Below are 15,527 nucleotides of genomic sequence, written 5' to 3'. Positions count from 1 at the left end.
AGACTTACGGACCAGGCTTGACCCTCACGTTGCGTGAGGTTGGAGGGTGGGCGCATGAGCGACTACTACAACGCCTTCGAGATGAGTCCTGTGCCTGCTCCCGGCCCGGGTGCGGTTCCGCCGGAGCCGTTCCGTGGCATCTATGGAATGCCTGCGTTCGTGACGATCCCCACGAGCGATCTGGCGGCGTCGATGGACTTCTGGATTCGCGGGCTCGGGTGCAATGGGGAGCATGCCTGATGCCACTGACGCCGAAGGCCTGACCGTCGGCCAAGTCTCGACGCGTCTGGGCGTGACAGTCCGCGCGCTGCACCATGGGGACGAGATCGGTTTGGCGCGACCGTCGCTGCGCACCGCTGCCGGGTATCGGCTCTACACCGCTGGTGATCTGGAACGCCTGCACCGCATCGTCGTCTACCGTGAGATCGATCTCGGTCTGGACAGGATTCGGGCCGTCTTGGACGACTCGACCGCAGACGTGCCCGGCGCATTGCGCGCGCAGCGCAGCCAGGTTGCTGAACGGATCGACCGTCTCCAGCAGCTCACCGCCGGACTGGATCGGATGATCGACGCCCACGAGCGCGGCTTGCTGCTGACCATCGAGCAGCAGGCCGCGGTCTTCGGCCCCCAGTGGAACCCGGACTGGCCCGCCGCAGCCCGTCAGCGCTACGGAGACACGACGCAATGGCTGCAGTACGCCGAAGGCTCAGCCTCTCGCGGTCCGAAGGAATGGCAGGACGTCTCCGACGCCGTTGCCGACTTCGACCGCGCTCTCGGGGATGCGCTGAACGTCGGCGTCACACCTGGTAGCCCAGAAGCGAATCAACTCGTCGAGCGGCACCGCGAAGTCTTTGCTTCGTACTTCCCCCTCACCAGGCAGATGCAGGTCTGTCTCGGCCGCAAGTTTGAGACGGATCCGGGATTTGCTGCTCACTAGGACGGCATCCGCGCCGGCCTTGCCACGTGGTTCCGTCGAATCATCGACGCCAGCGCACGCGCCCACGGCATCGACCCGGACACCGCAACCTGGCAGTAGAGCGCCGGGTCCGGAAGCCTGCATCCCGGCGCGGGCGTCCGATGACACTCGTACGGGGTTCCGGCATACCAGCGAGTGGGTGCCCGTGGAGAGGCGGCCTTCGGGGCCTGTTCGCGGGGTTGGCCCGGGCAGACGCGTGAGGCAGGTCCGACGAATATGGGAGCTTTTGGGCTACATATTCTCTATGGGCGATCTCGATTACGCGGACAGGGCCGATTTCGACGACGCGGAGCGGGGCTTCGTCGCCGCTCTTTCGCCGGCGGTGGTCCGGACGGAGGACGGCCGGGTGATCTGGGACGGGGAGGCGTACGCGTTCCTGGACGAGGACTGCCCGACCACCGCGCACCCGAGCCTGTGGCGGCAGAGCCGGCTGTGCGCCAAGCAGGGCCTGTTCGAGGTGACGGAGGGGATCTATCAGGTCCGGAACCTGGACCTGTCGAACATGACGCTGGTCGAGGGCGACACCGGGGTCATCGTCATCGATCCGCTGATCTCGGCGGAGACCGCGGCCGCCGCGCTTGCCCTGTACCGCGAGCACCGCGGCGACCGCCCGGTCACCGGGCTGATCTACACCCACTCGCACGGCGACCACTTCGGTGGCTCCCGCGGCGTGCTGCCGCACGGACACGACCCGGTGCCGGTGATCGCCCCGGCCGGGTTCCTGGAGCACGCGGTGGCGGAGAACGTGTACGCGGGCGGCGCGATGACCCGCCGCGCGGTCTACATGTACGGCGCCGAACTGGCCAAGGGGCCCGCCGGACACCTCAGCGCCGGACTGGGCATCACCACCTCCAAAGGCACCATCACGCTTGTACCGCCGACGCTGGACATCACCCGCACCGGACAGGAGGAGACCGTCGACGGGGTGCGGATCGTGTTCCAGATGACGCCGGACACCGAGGCGCCCTCCGAGATGAACTTCTACTTCCCCGACCGGCGCGCCCTGTGCATGGCGGAGAACGCCACGCACAACATGCACAACATCCTGACCCTGCGTGGGGCGGTGGTCCGCGACACCCGCATCTGGGCGCACTACCTGGGCGAGACGATCACGCTGTTCGGCGACCGGGCCGAGGTCGCGTTCGCCTCCCACCACTGGCCCACCTGGGGCCAGGACAGCGTCGTCCAGCACCTGGCCGGCCAGCGCGACATGTGGGCCTACCTCCACGACCAGACCCTGCGCATGACCAACCAAGGGCTGACCGGATCGGAGATCGCCGAGCGGATCGAGCTGCCGCCGGCGGTCGCGAACCGGTGGGCGAACCGCGGCTATTACGGTTCCGTCAGCCACAACGTCAAGGCCATCTACCAGCGCTACATGGGCTGGTTCGACGGCAACCCGGCCAACCTGTGGGAGCACCCGCCCGTCGAGCAGGCGAAGAGGTTCGCCGCCGACTACGGCGGCGTCCCGGCTCTGATCGCCAAGGGCGAGGAGTACGCGGCGTCGGGGGATCTGCGGTTCGCCGCGACGCTGCTGGGGCACGCGGTCTTCGCCGCCCCCGACGACTCGCTCGCCAAGCAGGCGCTGGCAGCGGTGTACGAGAAGCTCGGCTTCGGCGCGGAGAACGCCACGTGGCGCAACTTCTACCTGATGGGCGCCCAGGAGCTCCGCGGCACCGTCGCGCACACCGCGCTGGAGATGACCAACCCCGAGATGGCGATGGCGCTGACCGTCGACATGCTCATCGACTCGCTCGCCATCAGCGTCGACGGCCCCCGCGCATGGGACGAGAAGCTCACCATGACCTGGAACCTCACCGACGAGGGCCGCACCTGGCACCTCCTGCTGTCCAACGGGGCCCTCACCTACCGCAGCACCGATACCCCCCAGAGCGTGAACGGGCCGAGCCCGGCCGCTGACCTGACCTTGACCCTGACCAAACCGCAGCTGCTCGGCGTCCTCGCCGGCAAGGGACTCGACGGCGTGGGTGTCCAGGGCGACCCGCAGGTCTTCGCGACCCTGGCGGGCCTGCTCGACACCCCCGACCCCGACTTCCCCATCGTCACGCCTTGACGCCCCCGCCTGCGGCGCTCACGGGAGCAGTGCGGTGAGCACGGCACAGCTGGCGACCGCAACCGTCGGCTTCGGATCGTTCGAGTTCACCGGTGGCGGCACGTTCATCAACCTCGTCGCGGCGACCACCAACGCTCTGAACGGGGCGCTGCTGGCTCGTCGCCCCGACCACTACAAGAACTTCACCGTGGTCGGGATCCTGCTCATGGCTCTGCTCGGCGGCATCGGCGGTGGAGTCAGCCGCGACGTCATGGTCGGCCGCGTCCCGGCCGCGCTGACCAACTCCTCGTACGTCGTGCTGTGCCTGATCGCCGGATACATCGGACACCGCCTCGCCTACTCCGAAGGCCAGCTGTTCCGCGAAGGGCTCTTCCAGTTCGTCACGTCCTTCGCCCTGCCCTGGTACGCCATCGTCGGCGCGCAGACCGGGACGGATGTCGGACTGCCGGTGCTGGGATCCCTGGTCCTGGCCGTTGTGGGCCCCACCGCGGGGCGCTTCCTGATCGACGTCGTCTGCGGCATCCCGCCCAAGCAGTTCGTCCGCGGCGAGTGGTTCGTCGCCATCGCCGCACTGACCGGCGCCGTGTGGATCGCCCTCGACCAGGCGGGTCTCCCACGCGCCGCGAGTGCTCCGCTCGCGTTCCTGGTCGGCTTTACGGTCCGCCTCACCGCCCTGTACCGAGGCTGGGAGGAGCCCCTGGCCGCCGAACCGGCCGGCGTCTACCGCCACGACGACGGCCGCCCCCTCCTCGGCCGCAAGATCGCCGGAAAATCCATGCGGGAACTGCGCCTGCTCGGCCTGACCGTCGAACCCCACGAGCCCGGGCCTCGTCCTGCCGGGCCCACGCAGGATGGCCACAACGGCCAGCCGAACGGCCAGCCGTGAAGCACTCAGCGGCCAGCCCAACACCCGGGCCATCGCTCGGATGCCCGGGGATGGCCTCGGGCGTGAGCGGACGACACCATCCGACAAGCACGTCCCAGGCCAGCCAGTGCCGGTACGCGGGGGAGTGGCCAGCAAACTGCGCTGGCAGCTCACCGCGGATGACCGTGAGCTCGAAGCGCAGAAGGTCTACGCCGAAAGTCCGTGCGAGTACACCATCGTCCGCTACATGCAGCTCGCCTGACCGCGCGTCTGCTGAGGAACGCGGCGGGGGCTTGGGAGGGTGGCCCCCCCCGGCGGTCGCTCAGGCTTGGGGCTGGTCCGACCGCCGGGGCACCCCGGCGGTCGGAGCCCCGCCCGTGCCGGGTGGTGGGGCTTGGGCGCCGGCTGTGTTCAGCCAGGTACTGATCCTGCCCAGAGCCCCGGGACCGTTGTCGGAGGTGACGTCGGTGGCGAGATCGGCGACGGTGATCGAGCGGAGGGCCTCCCGCCAGGCGGCCTCGGCCCGGCCCATGGCGCGGGCGATGGCGCAGGGTGCGGCGCAGGCTTCCGGGGGAGTGGCCATCGGGCCGCGCTGCCGGATCTCGGTGCAGACGAACGCGGGACCCAGGCCGTCGACCGCCTCGACGACGTCGAGCACCGTGATGAGCGCGGGTGACCGGGTCAGGACGTAGCCGCCCGCCTTGCCCTGGACCGACTGGACGAGACCGGCCCGCGACAGGGCCTGCAACTGCTTGGCGAGATAGCTGGGCGAGACGTCGTGCAGCTCCGCCAGCCGAGCGGCCGCCGCGGGCCCTTCCGCCGCGGTCAGCACGACACAGCAGTGCAGTGCCCACTCGACGCCACCAGACATTTTCACTTCTTCACTCTAATCCACGGCTCCGGATTCCCGGATACTGGATGTCCGAGTATTATCTCGGATAAAGGATGTCCGCGTTTGCCGGGGTGGGTGGTGTGACGCCCTTGCCGGCCGGACGGGACGCGTGATCGAGGAAGGGCAGGACCATGCACATTGCCGTCATCGGCGGAACCGGACTGATCGGATCCCAGGTGGTACGGGATCTCGACGCGGCCGGACACCGCGCAGTACCCCACTCCCAGTCCACCGGGGTCGACGTGATCACCGGCGCGGGCCTGGACGCCGCCCTCGCGGGCGCGGACGTGGTCGTCAACCTCACCAACTCACCTACGTTCGACGACGCCTCGCCGGCGTTCTTCCGGACCTCGATGGACAACCTCGTGGACGCCGCCCGGAAGGCGGATGTCGGGCACTTCGTCGTCCTGTCGATCGTCGGGGTCGACCAAGTGCCCGAACTGGACTACTACCGGGCCAAGACGCTCCAGGAGGACATCCTCAAAGCCGGTCCCGTGCCCTACTCCATCGTTCGCGCCACGCAGTTCATGGAGTTCATCGACGCCGTCCTCTCCTGGACCGCCGACGACGACACGGTCCGCCTCCCACGCACCCGGCTCCAGCCGGTCGCCGCCGCGGACGTCGCCGCCACCGTCGCCGAGGTAGCCGCCGGCACACCGCTCCGGGGCACCCTCGAACTCGCCGGGCCCGACGCCTACCCGCTGGACGAGCTGGGACTCATCACACTCCGGGCCAAGGGGGACAGTCGCTCGGTGACCACCGACGACACCGCCGGGATGTTCGCCGCGGTCAACGGGGACGTCCTCACCCCGAAGGGCGGCGTCCGAATCGCCCCCACCCGCTATGCCGACTGGCTGGCGCGGCACGCCTGACCCGTCCCGCGGACGGCGGCCCCCTCGCTGGGCGTCGGGGAGCCGCCCGAGAACGCGCGCCGCGGCGACTCCCCGTACGGAGAGCCGCCGCGGTCGCCCGCGTCACAGGGGCAGGGTGAACGCCTGGGGAGCCGGAGCGGGGCTGCCGCTGCTCGACGGGCCCAGTTCCCGAGCCAAGGTTCCTCGTCATCCCCGAGTCGTGGGTACGGCGTCCGGGCTGGTGCGGAGGGATCCTCGGTGGCATGGCCCGCGGCCCCGGGTGGCGGGCTCGGGGGCGCGGGACGTAGGGGCTGATGGGCGGGTGTCCGGTGTCAGGTGGCTGTGGCCCGGTCGACCCCGAGCGCGGCGAGTACGTGGCAGCAGGCGCGGCGGCCCTAGCGTGGGACGAGCAGGAGATTCTCGTAGGTGTGGTGGTGCCGGGTGGCGGTGCGGTGGTGGAGAAGAGCGGCTGCGCAGGCGGGGTCGCCGGAGTCGATGAGAGCGCGGGCGAGGGTGTCCTGGATGATCTCCCGTTCCACCCGCACCCCGCCGATCCGTTCGGCCTTCTCACCGAGAGCGGTGAGGCCTTCTGCTGCGGCGCGGGGGCGGCCGGATGTGATGTGGGCCAGTGCCCTGACCACCGGGGCCAGGACGTCGTGGTAGTCGGGGCGCGGATCGGCGGCGGCCCGGGCGGCCAGCTTCTCCAGGTCCTCGGTCGCGGCTTCCACGGCGAGGGCCAGGGCCAGGTTGAAGGTGTGGAAGATCTCCGCCATGCCTCCTGGCGCTGCCAGTAACTCCCGTACGTGATCCAGGTCGCTGCGACCGGCGGGCTCCTGGCCGACCAGCAGCAAGCGCCAGTTCGTCGCCGCCCGCATGCCCACGTCCTCATGCCGCAACGCCGTATCGGCCCGGCGGCGGGCGTCGGTGAAGTCCCCGCAGGCGATGGACTGCAGAGCGGCGTGCCAGTTCAGATGTCCCAGCTGCACCGCCCGCGCGTCCTGCGCCAGCCAGTCGTCCAGCATCCGGGTGGATGCCGGGCCGGCACCGAGCTCGTGCTCGGCATGGGCGAGGGCGTGGACCGCCACTCCCGAGCGGGGGTTGAGGGACAGTGCCTGTTCGGCGAGCCGATGCGCTTCACGCACCCGGCCCTGCTCTGCCCTGATGGCGGCCAGGCAGCTCGTCCACACCCAGCTGTCGGGCCCGGCGAGCATCGCCTGCTGCTCCACCAGGTCGTTTCCGTGCGCGCGGTAGGTGATGTCCCCGCCGGCGGAGAAGGCGTCGAGTATCAGTGTCGCGACTTCGTCGGCCGGCCAGCGCTCGAAGTGCGCCACCAGATGATCGGCAGCCAGCCGGTACTGCCGGTGGGTGTGCAGGAACACCCCGTACACCAGGCTCGCCTCCCGCTCCCCGGCCCCCTGCGCGTCACGGTGGGCGGTCACCAGCTGCTGCTTGAGGACCGTGTCGCTCATCCGCTCGGACGTCGCGAGGGTCAGCAGGCCCCGCGCCAGACCGCAACCAGGCTCCTCGCCCGCCCACTTCCGCAGCAGGGGCAGCGTCTGCCCGCTCAAGGCAAGGAACTCTGCCACCGCCCGGTCACCAACCGGCACGCCGGTCGTCACCGCGCCCGCTCCCGTCACCGTCCCGGGCCCTTGGTCACCGGCGCCGGTCCGTCCGCTCGGCGCATCAGTACCGTGCCATGAACAGAGCCGTGCAGATGATGCCGCTGTTGCCGCAGTTGTTGCGTACCAGGTTCAGGGGCAGACCGGCGTGATTGCCGCTGCCCAGGCCGCTCCCGGCGACCGTGGCTCCCTCGGCCCGCGCATCGGCGTGGTTCGCGCAGGTGTTGCCGAACGCCGCGTTCCCGACGCCGACGACGTTCGCTTCAGCCGTCCCTGCGGGAAGGAGTGCCGCGCCGGCGACCGCCCCCAGCACGATCGCCCGCGTACCGGTGTTCCGTGGTTCCTTGCTCATCGTCAGCTCCATGTGGTTGCGGCGGGCTCGATCCGGCTGGCATATGCCGGTCTCTTGATCAACGAGCGGACCCAGCCCCCGACACGACGTACGTCAACCGCGCGCACCCGCCGCGTCGGAAGCCCGATCGGGTCACACCCGGACCATGACCTTCACCGACCCCCGTCTGTGTGTGGCCATCGTCGATGGACTCACCTTCAACGGCGCCATCATCGAGACCGGCACCGACTCCTACCGCCTCGCCAGCACCCGAGCCCGAGCGGAACAAACCACAGCGGGCTGCCCCCCTGAAACCGCTGGACTGCTGGTCAGGACACCTGTCAGGCTCCGCCTCATGGAGATTCTCGATGTCCTGACCAGCATGGCGAAGACGGGCCGGCTGGGCCCGGTGTTCAGCGGAGCCGACTGGAGCGACGTGACCGCAGCTCTCGGCGAGCCGTGGGACATCGGAACGATGAGTCGGAACAGAAAGTGGCCGAGACTCTTCGCCTACGGAGACCTTGAGCTGAGTGTCTGCCGCTGCCGCAAGGTGTCTCTCATCTGCGTCCAGACCTGGCGTGACGTCGTCGAACTCCCCCCGTCAGTGGTCGAGGGGACGGGCACCTTCCCAGCCGGACTCAGCCACGGGGACGTCGTCGCCGCCTTGGACAGGGCCGGCTGTTCGTGGGAGCCGTATCCGCCGCTGACCTTCGGCGACCAGTGCTCGCTCGTGGTGATCCCGACGGCCGCAAACTTCACCTTCGAGATCCCTGAGGGCCAGGGACCCGTGTTGAACGTCATGGGCCTGCCCGGCGACGGACACGACTGCAACGTGAAGCGTCGTCAAATCTCGGTTTCTGGGGCCGTTTCTGTGAAGTCGTCGCGCTGAGTGGTCAGTCCTGTGGAACACATTCTCAGAGGCCGTCAAGTCCGTTTCCGGTAGCGGCCTCGCCCGGGTTGGGTGAGGAGGCCTTGGCGGGTGAGGCGCCCGAGGCGACTGCGGGTGACGTTCATGGACGGGTCGTCGGTGGGCATGCCGAGGAGTACGTGCAGTTACGGATCTCGGCGTTCGCTGAACTCGACGGCCGGTAGAAGTAACCCCCGCGAGCGCAGAGCTGGGGCGGCATGCCTGGACCAACGGCGACGTTCGTGTTTCCGTAACGCAGGTGAAAGCAGCCGCTGCCCTGCGGCTGTAGTCAGCTCAGAGATGCGATCGTGAAGTGGCGCACCTGAAGTGGCGCCACGAGGTACTCGTCTTCGCCCGGCAGAACCACAGGCTGGTCACGCCAGTGCTCGCCGGCGAAGCCGACCAAGTCCTCCTCGCTGTGCCAGCGACTGACGTACACCAGTGAGTCGGGCGGCGCGAGCAGCACCTCGTGGTCGACCAGCCCTGAATAGCGACCGGGAAACTCGCGCACCGCGGAGACGATCCAGTCGTGGAACGCTTCGAAGCGTTCAGGACGTACGCGTGCCTCACTCACTCTGACGATCACGGCCGTCAGCGTGGCACACAGGCAGCCGCAGCGCCAGCCTCGTGCCGCTGCGGAACTGCCAGTTGGCTGTTGTTGCTCCGGCCCGAGGCCGCTACCGGAACCGGACTTAACGTCCTCTCAGAGGTCTGGGTGTGAGTGGCTCGTATGATCGTGCGGTGGGATGGGGCTCGTAGCGCAGTGGCTGTCGCGCCTTCACCGCATGTGGGAGGACGCCGGTTCGAAATCCGGCCAGCCCCATCCCAACCTGAATTATGCCAACAATAGGCGTTTGCGCAGGAGTTGGAATCGTGCGCGACCGAACACCCTGGCGCTTGAGCATCTTGATCCGGTTGACATGGCCTTCGGCGGCGCCCATCCGGGTGGTCGAACGCGTGGACGGGGCGAGGGCCCTGCTCGGGAACGCGCTGACCGTCCACTCCACCTTGGTGACGATAAATCAGGACGAGGCCATGCGCCGCATGTCCAGCGCGAGCCTCGTCCAGGGCGAGGAGAGCCGGCGTCTCGCGGAGGAGACCATCGAGCAGGGCGAACAGGTAGAGACGATCTCGTCATGGGCGGCGATCCTGTTCACCCCGTCCTCACCCCGGTGGCCCCGTTCCGCAAGCAGGTTGACGAAACCTCAGTGGGTGTTGGTGTGAAGGAGCGCGCGCGGACGTGCTCGGCGCCGAGCACGAGCGCGGGACGGGGGGAGGGGGCGAAGCGACACCGATCCCATGCATGCCCGCGTCGTGCTCGGCTACCTGCGGGCCGGGCGCGAGCTGGATTCGGTCGAGCTCGCACCTCAGGGCCGACTCGGCCTTCTCTCCGGTGTGCTCAGCTGTGCTCAGGAAGGAGCGGTATCGCCCGAGGGCTCTGCTCCCAGGAGGGCGAGCAGCCCGGGGAATCTCTTCTCGATGTCCGCGCGTCGTAGTCGGATGCCCTTGCGATTGCCGTAGTCGATCTCGTCAACGAGACCTGCCTCGCGCAGGACTCGGAAGTGGTGGGTCTGGGTCTGCTTCGAGATCGGAAGATCGAACGAGTTGCAGCCCCGCTCGCTGTCGCCGCGGTCGGCGGTCAACTGCGTCATCACTGAACGACGGTGCTCGTCGGCGAGGGCGCGAAACACCGCACCCAGATCGAGCGCATCGGCCTCCGGGCCGTCCAGGTTCCTCCCGGTCATGCGGCACCCCCTTCAGGTACGACTTGAATCGTACCTGAAGGATGTGCTCCACTGAGGTACGAAATCTTTCGTACCTTGGTCCGATCGCGGTGCCCCGTGCCGCCGCGCCCGGAGACCGGCCCCGGCACTCGCCGGGGAACCTGGTCATCGACACTCCGAGAGGTCATCGTCATGAAGAAGCCCGAGGTGCTGATAGTCGGTGCCGGAATCGCAGGGCCCGCACTCGCGTACTGGCTCTCCCGGAATGGCTACCGGCCGACGGTCGTCGAACATGCCCGGCAGTTGCGCTCCGGTGGTAGCGCGATCGTCGTGAAGGGGCCCGCGATCCCGGTCGCCGACCGCATGGGCATCCTCCCGCAGCTCCGCGAATTCGCCACCCGCAATCGGTCACTGACCCTGCTCGACCCCGACGGCAGGCGAATCCTGCAACTCCCGCTCACCTCGGACGAGGCGCCGACGGTCGAGGTGACCCGGGCCGACCTGTCCGAGGTGCTCCACGGGTCGGCGCAGACCGAGGCCGAGTTCCTGTTCGACGACACGGTCACCGCTCTCGACCAGGACGGAGGAGGGGTCGACGTCACCTTCCGGCGGTCCGCCCCACGGCGCTTCGACTTGGTCGTCGGTGCCGACGGGATGCACTCCACCGTACGGCGCCTGGTATTTGGACCCGAGCAGCAGTTCGCGAGCGACCTGGGCCTGTACGGCGCGACCGTCCCGCTGGAACCCGACGCGATCGAGGACCCGAGCGAGATGACGATGCTGACCGTGCCGAATCGGATGCTGGTCGTCCACCCCTCGCGGACCACTCCGCTCGCGATCTTCACCTTCCGGGCCGCACAGCCGACCCCCCACGACCGCAAGAACATCGCCCTCCACAAGCAGACCGTGGCCGACGCCTACGCCGACGTGCGGTGGCGGGCACCGGAACTCGTGGCGGCGTTCCTCGACCACCCGGCTCCGTTCTTCGACCCCCTGACCACCATCCGGGTGCCCTCGTGGTCCCGAGGACGGGTCGTACTGCTCGGGGACGCGGCGGCGGCGACAGCCCTGCTGGGCGACGGGTCCAGCATGGCGATGGCGGGCGCGTACGCCCTCGCAGAGGAACTCACCGCCCATCCCGGTGACCACGCCCGCGCCTTCGCCGCCTACGAGTCGCGGATCCGCCGTGAGGTAGGCCCGCGGCAGCGACGCGTCGGTCTGCTCTCCAGGCTCCTGGTGCCCCGCACCCGGCCGGGCCTCGCGGTGCGCAACGCTGCGGGCCGCGCGGTCGGTCGCACGAACCGGATCACCCCTCGCGAAGCCGCGAAGCGGTAGACCGGGTCCGCACCGACCGTTCACCGGTCGGTGCGCAGCAGCGCGGCAGCTCTCAGCCGGGTCAGACCGCTATGTCCGACGAGCCCGGCTCGGCGTGGCAGTCACCGCCGATGCGGCGGTCGGCTGCTGTCGGCCCTCACCTACCGTTCCCGGCGCTCGCCACGACCAGGGTGCTGCCGGTAACTGCGCCCCCGCGACGCGGAAGTGAAGTGCTGGGCGGACAAGGCGCATCAAGGCGCCGACGGCATCATCCGGGTGCCCTTCCGCGGCCTGCGTGTCAAGCTGCGGCGACGTGCCTGTCCGCTGCCGCACCGAGTCCCTGGGCGAGTGACGGTGCCGTTCATGCCGGTTGCCGGCGGCGGGTCGGTTCGACGAGGTCGCGTCGCGGTCGGGCCCGAGCCGCGCACGCCAGGTGGGCGAGCACATCTCATGGCCCCGTACATGCAACCTTGGGCTTGCGCCGGGAGTCGTTTCAGTCATGTCCTCCTCCCAGATCGTCCGCGGCCGCGGGGCCACCGCCACCCTGAAGAAGTCAGCCGTCGTCGTCGACCGCGAACAGGTGCGCACCACCATTCCGTTTGAAGTCATTCAGGAGACACGAGTAGGCGGACGTCGCGCGCGTACGGTCGAGATCGTCCTCACCGACGGCATGACTCACGAAATCCGGGCGAGCAACGCCACCTCCGCAACAGCGTTCGCGGCTGCCGTCAACGCCGGCCTTCCGGTGGAACTCGATCCGCGCGGAAGCAGACTTGTCCGAACCAAGAGGTTGCGCGCGCCCGAAGCGCCGCCACTGTTCACCGGCTGGCGCATACCATCTGCGGTCCTCTGTGGCGCAGTCGCGTACTGCGGATATCTGATATATCTCGGCGTCGCGCATTCATCCGTGCTCATCATCGGTGCGGTCATCGGCCTCTTCCCCCTCACCCTGGGCTCGGTAGGCACTTTCATGTCAGTGAAGCACCTGTGCGACAAGGTCGTGCTGCGACGGAGAGGCGTGACGGTCGAGGCGCTCTCCACGCACAAACTGCATGGGAGATCGGAGTATCGATTCATCGACGGAGAGGGCAATAAGCGCACCTTCAAGAGTGCGCTCAACACGGGAAGGCTTGAGGTGACCTACGACCCCAGGAACTCGAAGCGGATGGCTGCGAGTACTTCGCTACTGCTGGCAGTGCCAGTAACGGTCCTGAAACTGGCCGTCGCCTTGGGTCTGGTGGCAGTGGGCGTAGTCGCCGCCTTCAGCCCCGTGATTCCCTGACGCCCCGTGTGCTCGCAGCTGGCCCCTGGGCAGTCCTTGCACTCACGGCCGCGGACCGCCCGCCGGCACTGAACGCCCCCGGCGCCTCCAGGAGGAGCCCCCCACGGTCCGCCGGGCGCCGGGCTTTCGACCGCAACCCCTCGACCTTCGCGGGCGTCGATCCAAGGCCAAGCTCCACCGCGACTTCCTTGGCTCGAAGCGGCCCGTGACCCGTGGATCGCTCTGTTCCAGCACGCCCGGAATCCGTTGACAGTCCGGCGCCATAACCGTCACCGGCAGCCCTTCCCGCCAGAAAGCTCGACTATGCGGTGCCCTTTCACGCCCGCAGCGCCAACAAGCTTGTTGCACAGGGCTTTCGGTGGATGGTGGAACCGAGCCAGGGTGGCATAGCAGTGCAAGCCCGTTTGGCACCCCTCCTTTCGCGCTCAAACTTGCCGTCGGACGGGCCGTGGCCATGGTCGCGAAAACCAACGGCTTTGCTGAGCCGTGATTCGCTGTGAGGTTACTCGATACGTTTCCGGGATGCGCTCAGCAGGCAGGCAGAGCGAGGAGTCCGGATACGCCAAGCAGGGTGATGCGATCGAGCGCCTGACGCAGCTGTCCGCGGAGAAGAGGACCACAGCGCCGACCGCAGCGCCGGCCCGCCGTGGACTGGGTCAGCTGACGGTCGAGGAGTACGCGAAGCAGGGGCGGCCCCGGCAGCCGAAAAGGGCGGACTGCTCCACCGGCCGGCACGTCGACAGCTCGATCAACGTGCACATCCTCCCGCGCCTGGGGTCGCGGAAGCAGAGCTCGGTCACACACCGATCGTGGTCGAGCGCTTCCTGGACGAGATGGAGTTCGGGACTTCCGAAGGACAGGTGTGCAGGCCACGAGATTTGTGGCACTCCCTTTACTGCCGCTATACCTTCACCGGGCGGCGATCTGTCTAGTCTTCAACTTCCGCGGCATCGCTCGTTCAGGAGCGGGGTGGAGGCGGAGATGGCGCATCACCGGTGTCCGAAAAAGATGCGCCGACTTTCCGCCATTCGGGACGGAGTACTTCTTATTTTCGCCGCCCGGAACGGTCCGTATCGACCGATCGTCCCTTTTTTCGCTGGCCGTACCCGGCATCCCACCTGCACCGAAACGCTTCGGTCCGACGTTTCACACAACCCGAACGCGAGCCACGTGACAGGTGTATATCAGTCCTTCGCCGAGAGGTTGTTGAACACGTAAACGCCACCGGTCACACTGAGGACCGAAGCCGCCGTGAGTACAGGCAGTGCGTGATTCGTCGGCTCCAGGATCTACTGCACGCCGATATTCGTCGTTCCCTCTACGCCCATGCGGGGTGTTACACGTGTGCCCTCTTCCTGGAAAGCGATGACGTGACCCGAAAGCCATGGTCGGCCCCAGGCCAGAAACCGGCCCTGGGGACATCTCCCCGACCCGTAAGGGGAATGGGCCGGCCTGCGGGGCCGGCCCGTGGAGCGGGTGGCGTGGCACCGGGGCTGCGACGGAGTGAGGGCGACATGTCCGGGACGGTCTCGTGGAGTGGGGTACGGAGCCGGCCGCGTCCGGGTCTGCGATGACACGGGCCCCGCGGGCGTGCCGGCGGACGACGGGCGCCGATGAGCGCTTCTCCCGATGTCCGGGAACCCTCGCACGCTCCTGACCGGGTGAGCCTCCGGGCCGCGTCGCGCCCTCCGGTCCCCGGGTCGGGCGGCCTTTCCGTCATGGCCTACCGGTGCCCTCTTCCCGGCGTGCCCCCCGTTCTCGTCGAACGCGCGCCGGTGCGGTCTCCGTGCACCCCCGTATTTCTCTGCGAAAGGAAAGCAGCGTCATGGCTGTGGGAATCCACCACTTGAGGACCTTCCTCACAGCGGTCGACGAAGGCAGCATCTCGAAGGCCGCGGCCCGTCTGTACGAGGCCCAGTCCGCGGTGTCGCGCAGACTCGCGGAGTTGGAGCGCCACGTGAAACAGACCCTGTTGGAACGTTCCGCGGAGGGGGTGCAGCCCACCGTGGCGGGAAAGATGTTCTGCGCCAAGGCGGATGCCGCCGTCACCGCCTTCGACGACGCCATGCACTCGGACCTGCACCGGGTGCGGGCCCTGCGAGTGGGGCACGCCTGGTCGGCGATCGGCGTGTACACCAGCGAGATACTGCGCCAGTGGAAGGAGGCGAACCCGGAGGTCCTGGTACGCCTGAAGCGGGTCGACGACCCCGCGGGCGGGCTCACCACCGGCCAGTCGGACGTGGCGATCATGCGCACGCACACCGGGCGGCGCAGTCTGCACGAGGAGCTGCTCGTCATGGAGCCCCGGGTCGTCGCGGTGCCCTCGGACTGCCCGCTGATCGACCTGGACGAGGTGTCGCTGCGGGACTTGGCCGCCTACCCGCTGGTGCTCAACTCCTTCTCCGGGACCACCAACCCCGACCTGTGGGAGGAGGGCGGGCAACCCGTGGTGGCGGTGGAGGTGGACACGATCGACGACTGGCAGAGCTACATCGCCGCCGGTGTCGGAATCGGCGTGACCCCGGCCTCCACCGCCTGGATGCACCCGCATGCCGAGATCAGCTACCTGCCCCTGCGGGACGCGCCCGCGGTGCCGGTGTACCTGGTCTGGGCTTCCAACAATCGCCATCCGGCGCTGAGCTCCTTCATCCAGTTGGCGCGGGACGTGGTCGCGGAGGGAGCCGAGTAGGCC

The 15,527-nt window shown here is 68.6% G+C and carries 12 protein-coding genes, 1 tRNA gene and 4 pseudogenes; 12 read left to right on the top strand and 5 right to left on the bottom strand.

Annotated elements, in window-relative coordinates; all coding sequences use genetic code 11:
* Positions 1–54: 54 nt before the first annotated feature.
* The 5 genes and pseudogenes from ACFWRV_RS27470 to ACFWRV_RS27450 all read left to right on the top strand — a co-directional run.
* A pseudogene (locus ACFWRV_RS27470) lies at positions 55–219 on the top strand (VOC family protein); the annotation flags it as partial.
* Positions 220–232: 13 nt separating this feature from the next.
* Positions 233–1,036: pseudogene (locus tag ACFWRV_RS27465) on the top strand (MerR family transcriptional regulator).
* Between the two features lie 184 nt (positions 1,037–1,220).
* A complete protein-coding gene (locus ACFWRV_RS27460) occupies positions 1,221–3,050 on the top strand; it encodes an alkyl/aryl-sulfatase (protein WP_384338412.1) in 1,830 nt (609 codons plus the stop codon).
* 34 nt (positions 3,051–3,084) lie between these two features.
* The gene (locus tag ACFWRV_RS27455; RefSeq protein ID WP_384338411.1) at positions 3,085–3,936 is read left to right on the top strand and encodes a trimeric intracellular cation channel family protein; all 852 of its coding nucleotides are present in this window, start codon (positions 3,085–3,087) and stop codon (positions 3,934–3,936) included.
* A 92-nt stretch (positions 3,937–4,028) separates the two neighbouring features.
* Positions 4,029–4,177 (top strand): annotated as a pseudogene (locus ACFWRV_RS27450) (HNH endonuclease); the annotation flags it as partial.
* Between the two features lie 60 nt (positions 4,178–4,237).
* Here the strand turns inward: ACFWRV_RS27450 and ACFWRV_RS27445 are convergent.
* Entirely contained in the window at positions 4,238–4,786 is a 549-nt protein-coding gene (locus ACFWRV_RS27445; protein ID WP_384338410.1) for an RrF2 family transcriptional regulator, read from the bottom strand.
* A gap of 152 nt (positions 4,787–4,938) precedes the next feature.
* Here ACFWRV_RS27445 and ACFWRV_RS27440 point away from each other — a divergent pair, with 152 nt between their 5' ends.
* Positions 4,939–5,679, top strand: a complete 741-nt coding sequence (locus ACFWRV_RS27440) for an SDR family oxidoreductase (RefSeq protein ID WP_384338409.1) — start codon at positions 4,939–4,941, stop codon at positions 5,677–5,679.
* A gap of 374 nt (positions 5,680–6,053) precedes the next feature.
* Here the strand turns inward: ACFWRV_RS27440 and ACFWRV_RS27435 are convergent, their stop codons facing one another.
* Both ACFWRV_RS27435 and ACFWRV_RS27430 read right to left on the bottom strand, forming a co-directional pair.
* Positions 6,054–7,226 (bottom strand): hypothetical protein, encoded by a 1,173-nt coding sequence (locus ACFWRV_RS27435; protein ID WP_384338408.1) that lies wholly within the window; start codon positions 7,224–7,226, stop codon positions 6,054–6,056.
* A 115-nt stretch (positions 7,227–7,341) separates the two neighbouring features.
* Positions 7,342–7,629 (bottom strand): chaplin family protein, encoded by a 288-nt coding sequence (locus ACFWRV_RS27430; protein ID WP_384338407.1) that lies wholly within the window; start codon positions 7,627–7,629, stop codon positions 7,342–7,344.
* 148 nt (positions 7,630–7,777) lie between these two features.
* Between ACFWRV_RS27430 and ACFWRV_RS27425 the strand changes: the two are divergent.
* Positions 7,778–7,909 (top strand): annotated as a pseudogene (locus tag ACFWRV_RS27425) (AAA family ATPase); the annotation flags it as partial.
* An 895-nt stretch (positions 7,910–8,804) separates the two neighbouring features.
* Here the strand turns inward: ACFWRV_RS27425 and ACFWRV_RS27420 are convergent.
* Complete coding sequence (locus ACFWRV_RS27420; protein ID WP_384338406.1) at positions 8,805–9,101, bottom strand: antibiotic biosynthesis monooxygenase; 297 nt, start codon at positions 9,099–9,101, stop codon at positions 8,805–8,807.
* A gap of 162 nt (positions 9,102–9,263) precedes the next feature.
* Here ACFWRV_RS27420 and ACFWRV_RS27415 point away from each other — a divergent pair.
* Positions 9,264–9,338, top strand: a tRNA-Ala gene (locus ACFWRV_RS27415).
* A gap of 74 nt (positions 9,339–9,412) precedes the next feature.
* Complete coding sequence (locus ACFWRV_RS27410; RefSeq protein WP_384338405.1) at positions 9,413–9,739, top strand: hypothetical protein; 327 nt, start codon at positions 9,413–9,415, stop codon at positions 9,737–9,739.
* Positions 9,740–9,924: 185 nt separating this feature from the next.
* Here the strand turns inward: ACFWRV_RS27410 and ACFWRV_RS27405 are convergent, their stop codons facing one another.
* Positions 9,925–10,260, bottom strand: coding sequence for an ArsR/SmtB family transcription factor (locus tag ACFWRV_RS27405; protein WP_384338404.1), 336 nt, complete (start codon positions 10,258–10,260; stop codon positions 9,925–9,927).
* A 171-nt stretch (positions 10,261–10,431) separates the two neighbouring features.
* Here ACFWRV_RS27405 and ACFWRV_RS27400 point away from each other — a divergent pair, with 171 nt between their 5' ends.
* The 3 genes from ACFWRV_RS27400 (at position 10,432) to ACFWRV_RS27390 (ending at position 15,524) form a co-directional block, all read left to right on the top strand.
* Positions 10,432–11,574, top strand: a complete 1,143-nt coding sequence (locus ACFWRV_RS27400; protein WP_384338403.1) for an FAD-dependent monooxygenase — start codon at positions 10,432–10,434, stop codon at positions 11,572–11,574.
* Between the two features lie 478 nt (positions 11,575–12,052).
* On the top strand, positions 12,053–12,835 hold the full coding sequence (locus ACFWRV_RS27395; RefSeq protein WP_384338402.1) for a hypothetical protein: 783 nt from the start codon (positions 12,053–12,055) through the stop codon (positions 12,833–12,835).
* Between the two features lie 1,825 nt (positions 12,836–14,660).
* Positions 14,661–15,524 carry a LysR family transcriptional regulator gene (locus tag ACFWRV_RS27390; RefSeq protein WP_384338401.1) on the top strand — a complete coding sequence of 288 codons (864 nt, stop codon included), beginning with the start codon at positions 14,661–14,663 and terminating at the stop codon, positions 15,522–15,524.
* Positions 15,525–15,527: the final 3 nt, after the last annotated feature.

The sequence above is a fragment of the Streptomyces sp. NPDC058576 genome (genome assembly GCF_042718715.1).
GTDB lineage: Bacteria > Actinomycetota > Actinomycetes > Streptomycetales > Streptomycetaceae > Streptomyces.
The sequence above is the reverse complement of the archived record's forward strand: the minus strand, read 5'-3'. Positions and strand labels throughout refer to the sequence as shown.